We start from the raw sequence: 6,010 nt of genomic DNA, 5'->3' as shown, positions 1-6,010 counted from the left end.
TAAGAAACGAACGCTATTGAGTACGAAAGAAAAAGCTACAGCCACCCCAATCCTATAGGAATCGGTAATTGGCTATAGCGCTATACTTGGGAAATGGAGCATGTGGAAAAAACTTAAAAAGGCATTCCTGTCTGCATTTGAAATCTCCAATTTAAGGCACGCGGAGGACAGTACTTTTGGATAACCTGAGGAGCAGATTGAACGTTTTCGTTAGCCGTTTGCCAACGCCAATTTAAAGCATTCGGCTTTCGATAGGTTTGGATGGGACGCGGAATATAATTGACGGTATAACCACGGTAAATTAATTGCATGTTCTGACCCTCTATACTGATTTAATTAATGCCAAAACTGGGGTAAAATAGCAGTGACGATAACACTCGACGTAGCTGTCAGCGGCTAACTTACTATCCTTGGCGAAAAAATTGGCTTACTATGGCGCTGTGAGCCGGATTAAGTTGCTCCTCTAGCTACCTTCTTTGACTGATCAGAAAATTCTCTGGGAATTTTTCTAGAAAGAAGTAGCGCTGTTTGTTTCGGTAATAGGAATTCTTCTGGGTTAGGTAGCCTGCTGGCGTTGAGGAGTAGCACCCCGATAATACAGCTCATAAGTGGGTTCAACGGTTAACCCCTTGTTCAGTTTTACCTGAGTGTGTCTCCAAGGCAGACCCCGATACTTTCCACCGACTTCACCTTCAAGAAGTTCGACAGGAGCAGCTTCATATTCGTAAGAAACGCCTCGATAGCACAGTTGCATAACCTTAAAAGCTCCTTGTCGTTTAATCTTGTTGGGCTGTCTATATTTCTCAGTATCGGAGGCTGATGTCTGCGATCGCGTTCAACTTCTGTTCAACTTATGTATAAGCTATTTACATCTCGTTACACTTGACCGCCAAACGGCAGACTATAGTACAGCTATTGGGATTTCTGATCAGAAGAATCGGCAACAGCTCGTTCCAGGTTAACGCCTCGCAACGCTTTCGCTATTCCCGATTCCCTACTCCCTACTCCCCTTTTGGTCAACGGACAGAGCAACAACGTCAACGCGCAGAGCGATTGGCATCCTATCTTCGCACTCAGGGAATTGACCCAGACGAAATTTCATAGAGCGATCGCACAAACCTTACCACCCTTCGGCGGCTCGTCAACCAAAAGACTGGAAAGACTTAGCAGGAATAACCGATCGCGATCGCCATCAAATTTGCCACATCAACCAACACATCTACCATTTCCGCTTCCCAATCCCTGGAGTCAGAGTGAGCGGCTTCTAGCAGTCCCCACCACTCCCCTCGGATGAAAATGGGTACCATCAGCGCCGACTTAATATTCAACGGCTCCAGACACTTGCTCACACAAGCAGGGACTCCTTCCTGCTGGATATCTGAAATTGCCACAACTCTCCCCGCCTTGAACTCCTGGGCATATTCCATTTCCCAGTCAGAATCTTTTAGGGAGCCTTTAAAAACAGATGTACCACCGTCTGAGGCAGATGGTGTAATGAAGCTACCATTGATGTGATTCAGGGAAACCCTATCTACCTTCAAGAATTCCAGAATTTCCTGAACTGAGGGGTTAAGAATATCCTCCAAAGTTGAAGCCTGCGTCAGACGCTGAGCAATCTCTCGAAACAACCGCTCCCGCTGAATCTGCTTTTGCAATGCCTCGGTCACTTGTTGCACTTGTATGACTGAGCGACTCGCTTCTAAAAGACGGGTAACACGCTGACGCAGGACAGCCCAATGTATGGGTTTCGTGACATAATCCGTAGCACCAACGGCAAATGCCTGATCGACAGACTCTTGATCGTCCAGTACCGTGATCATCAGTACGGGAGTGTGCGCAGCTGAGGAAAGAGTACGCAATTGGCTACAACAGCTAAAGCCATCCATCACAGGCATCACGGCATCCAGCAGCACGATATCCGGCTTGAGCCGTGCGAATTCAGCCAAGCAGTTCTCTCCATTATTCGCTTCTGCCACTTGGTATCCTTCTTCTTCCATCGCGAAGCGAAGCAGCGTTCTCAGGGAGCGGTCATCATCAACGACCAGAACCAAGGGAGAATCTGGTTGAGATAGAGGATTCATGAACAAATATCCTCATTTTCCAGGTTTAAAGCCACTTTTACTTTCTCATACTCCGCCTCTACCTGTGTTATCCATCTAGAAGCATCTGTGGTGGTACCTGCACGCCCCATCATTTCTAACTCTTTGCAGAGATTGGAGAGATTCATTGCGCCTAGATTAGCACTGCTGGAGCGGAGGGTATGAGCGGACTGTCGCAGCGCGGTGGCATCTCCAGCCGCCACAGCATCTCGAATGCTTTGTAGCCTTTGGGGCGCATCTTCCAGGTAGTTACCAATGATTTGGCGTAAAATCATGGGGGCTTTAGCACCAGCCATCTGCCGCAGGGAATTTAGGACTTGGCGATTGAGTACAGATGGAGATTCCACATTCGGCGTTTCTACCTGGCGTTCCTGGGTTAGCTGTGATCTGGGCTCAACCGTTTCCGGCTGGCACAACCTTAAGGCACGAATCAGCTCCTGCTCCTGAATCGGTTTACTGATATAGTCATCCATGCCTGCCTCGATGCACTTGTGGCGATCGCCCGCCATTGCATAAGCTGTCATGGCAATAATCCGGGGACGTTTGGATTTTAGATTTTGGATTTTGGATTTTGGATTTTGGGTTGATGCCTCTGTTTGTGCGATCGCTGATTCAATGCTCGCATCCTCTAATCCTAAGTTGGCATCCCATTCCTGACAGATGAGACGGGTAGCGGTTAACCCATCCATTTCCGGCATTTCTACATCCATCAACACCACATCATAGGGCTGACGACGCAAGGCTTCGAGGACTTCTTGACCATTGCTGACCACATCGGCTCGATATCCCAACTGTTTCAACGTCAGCAGGGCAACTTGCTGGTTCACAAGATTGTCCTCTGCCAGCAGAATCCGTAGCGGTATCGGTTGAGACAATTGACCGATCTGAGGAGTTAGTTCATGATGTGAGCGATCGCCTTTAAGGCTACCCTTGGCAGCATCGTCCACCTCATGAGTTGGCATGGCAACGAGGTAACCAGGGGTAACAATGGTGAAATGGAAGGTAGAACCCGATTGGGGATTGAGAATAGGGGATTGGGAGTTGGTGTATTGACGTTCAACGTTTGACGTTTGACGGTTGACTTCTTGCAGTTTCCAGTTGGGAGGAGGATTTCCGGCACAGGCTCTCCAACTTTCGACCCACATCCGACCCCCCATCAACTCGCACAACCGTTGGCTAATCGCCAAACCTAAACCCGTACCTCCGTAGCGTCGGCTTGTCGAGGCATCAATCTGGCTAAACGGCTTAAACAGGCGATCCATTTGCTCTGGGGCAATGCCGATACCGGTATCTTGGACAGCAAACTGAATTTCATAGAGTCTTGGGAAGGGGGAGTCAGAGATTAACCCTTGCTTAGATTGTTCGCTATTTCCTAATGTATCGGCTGTTACTGAAACGGTGACGTTCCCCGCATCCGTAAATTTGACAGCATTACTGAGGAGATTCAGCAGGATTTGGTGCAACCGCGTGACATCTCCTACAAGGGTGAGCGGGGTTTGTGGGGAAATTTGGTAAGTCAACTCTATACATTTATCTCGTGCCTTCGGAGTCAGCAGAGCCACAGCACCCTCTACACAAGCGAGTAGATCGAATGGCTGCTCCTCCCACTCCAGCTTTCCGGACTCGATTTTGGAAAGGTCTAAGATATCGTTGATAATCCTCAGTAAAGCCTCGCTGCTACTGCCGATCGTTCGAGCAAATTCTTGCTGTTCATTGCTCAGAGAGGTATTGAGCAGCAGATTGTTCATGCCAATAATCCCGTTCATCGGTGTGCGAATTTCATGACTCATCATTGCCAAAAATTCGCTCTTAGCTTGGTTTGCCACTTCCGCCGCCTGCTTAGCCTGCTCTAGAGCTACATTTTGTTCAGCCAATTGTTCACGCTGCTGCTTTTCCTGTTCTAAGAGGCGAGCTTGGGCTAGAGCAATACCGACCTGATCCGCTACCGCTTCGAGCAATTCAATTTCATCTTCCCTCCAGTGGCGGGTCGCGTCACACTGTTGTACGTTTATCACTCCGTTCGCCCTACCATGATAGGAGGTGCGAACCGTTAACAAGGACTGCACTCCCAGTCGGTGAAACAGGCGAATAAAGGGTTGCAACAAGTAATAGGAATCGACATGAGTAACGGATACCACTCGGTCTTGAGCCAGTATCTTCTCTAGGTAAGGATTACCCTTCACTGGAAGCTCTAATGAATCGACGAGTGATGTGTAGTTCCCCGCTAAATACTCAGCCACACAGACTAAGCGAGAGGGTCGTGTCGCTTCATATCTAAACAGTAAACAACGATTGACACGAAGTGCACGCCCTACCTGTGTTGCCGTCGTCTGTAAGATTTGTTGGGTGTCTAAGCTTTGGCGAATCTCTTGGGTAATTTGCTTGAGGAGTAAAGCGCGGTGAAATTGTTGTTGCAATGCCTCTGCGGCTTGTTGCCGTTCAATCTCACCCCCAATCCACCGTGCCATGAGCTTCAACAGTTCCCGTTCCACTGCTTTGAAGTTTCGGTTGCGCTTGCGGCAGCTCCAAAAGCCGAGGGTGCCGTAAATTTTACCGGCGACTGTCACTGGGGTGCGGAGATAGGCTTCCATTTTAGCTGTGGAGTGCGCTGGATACCCGTACCACTGAAAAGCCACAGACGACTCAATGTTCACCAGCTCTGCGGCTTCCCAAATCGGCTGGTGATTGCTCGACTTCCAAGCAAAAACAGTGCTTTTGGGAAGTGCGGGTGTTGCCGAAGGTGGGTCGTCATTGCTGTGCGAACCTGTTCCTTCTTGAGGTTCCGGAAAAGTAGAGTGGAGCAAGGCATTCGACGTTGGATGCTCAGACTCTACCGCCGCGTTGTAGTCCCCAGGCTGATCCTTTGCGGCTGAATCAGCAGCGATCGCTTTTGGTACCCTTGCGCAGGCGGCAATCGCTTGATAGCGATTTTCCTCAATGCATCCCAAAAGGCCAATATCCAAGCCAAACCACTCACATCCGAGTTCTAACAACTTTTGCAGGCGTTGGTTAAAGCTCAGTTCTTGAGCCGCTGTCACCTCATACAACGCTCGAATGCAGGCTTCACTGTAGCGCAGTTCTTGCTCGGCTTGTTTGCGCCGGGTAATGTCAAACCCAGCACAGACCGCCGCTTCGCCTTGCAAATACTTCTGGGCAACGATTAAATAGTGGGAGGGCGCACCCTCAACTTCCCAGTCTAGTTCCAGTGAAGCTTCCAACTCTTGACTGGCAAAAAACTTCCGCAAGAACTCGCTGACTTGGGAACCGGGCTGAAGAAAGCCGAGGGGTTTACCGACAAAAAATTCTGTCGGCTGATTGAAGCTTTTTGCCAAAAAGCGATTAACGCCCAAGTAAGTCAAATCTGAACTGACCCAACTTACACTTCCAGGTACGGCATCCAAAACTGCTCGCACTTGGTCTCTGGCTTGTCGCAACTCTTCCTCTACCTGCTTGCGATGAGATATGTCTCGAATCGCTACCACCCGTATGAGGCGATTTTGGTAGGGAATCATTTTAGCTTGCAGCTCGACTGGAAATTTAGAGCCATCTTTCCTGAGACCAACGGCTTCGTAAGGTTCTAGATAGCCAGTCTGGACGTGCTTTAACGCTAAATCCCGTGATTCGGGTGCTAGAAGTTCAAAGCCACTCATGCCGATAAGTTCATCGGTTTTGTAGCCTAACATTTCAGCGATCGCTTGGTTGGCATCTTTAATTGTGCCGCGATCGTGGATCAAAATCCCTTCACAGGTGGCTTCGGATAGGCGACGGAATCGTTCTTCGCTCTCCTGTAGAGACTTTTCGGAGTGCTTACGCTGGGTAATATCCGTGATGAAACCTTCGAGCGCTAATACCTCTCCTTCCGACGAGTAGACCCCACAACCCTGCTCCCAAACCCACTTTTCCTCACCCGT

General features: G+C 49.2%; 5 protein-coding genes. 1 reads left to right on the top strand and 4 read right to left on the bottom strand.

What is annotated here, in order from left to right; translation table 11 throughout:
• Nucleotides 1-113: 113 nt before the first annotated feature.
• Both V6C93_RS18035 and V6C93_RS18030 read right to left on the bottom strand, forming a co-directional pair.
• Nucleotides 114-311, bottom strand: coding sequence for a hypothetical protein (locus V6C93_RS18035; protein ID WP_333478057.1), 198 nt, complete (start codon nt 309-311; stop codon nt 114-116).
• A gap of 245 nt (nt 312-556) precedes the next feature.
• On the bottom strand, nt 557-754 hold the full coding sequence (locus V6C93_RS18030; protein ID WP_333478056.1) for a DUF4278 domain-containing protein: 198 nt from the start codon (nt 752-754) through the stop codon (nt 557-559).
• A 128-nt stretch (nt 755-882) separates the two neighbouring features.
• Here V6C93_RS18030 and V6C93_RS38775 point away from each other — a divergent pair, with 128 nt between their 5' ends.
• Nucleotides 883-1,104 (top strand): hypothetical protein, encoded by a 222-nt coding sequence (locus tag V6C93_RS38775; RefSeq protein ID WP_333478055.1) that lies wholly within the window; start codon nt 883-885, stop codon nt 1,102-1,104.
• A gap of 59 nt (nt 1,105-1,163) precedes the next feature.
• Here V6C93_RS38775 and V6C93_RS18020 read toward each other — a convergent pair whose 3' ends face one another.
• Both V6C93_RS18020 and V6C93_RS18015 read right to left on the bottom strand, forming a co-directional pair.
• The gene (locus V6C93_RS18020) at nt 1,164-2,081 is read right to left on the bottom strand and encodes a response regulator (RefSeq protein ID WP_333478054.1); all 918 of its coding nucleotides are present in this window, start codon (nt 2,079-2,081) and stop codon (nt 1,164-1,166) included.
• Nucleotides 2,078-6,010: PAS domain S-box protein (locus V6C93_RS18015; protein ID WP_333478053.1), on the bottom strand; the 3,933-nt coding region annotated here is incomplete at its 5' end. The genes V6C93_RS18020 and V6C93_RS18015, both read right to left, overlap by 4 nt.

Origin of the sequence: Allocoleopsis sp., from assembly GCF_036703385.1 — a bacterium.
GTDB lineage: Bacteria > Cyanobacteriota > Cyanobacteriia > Cyanobacteriales > Coleofasciculaceae > Allocoleopsis.
Note: the sequence above shows the minus strand (reverse complement) of the source record. Positions and strands in the feature narration are given on the sequence as shown.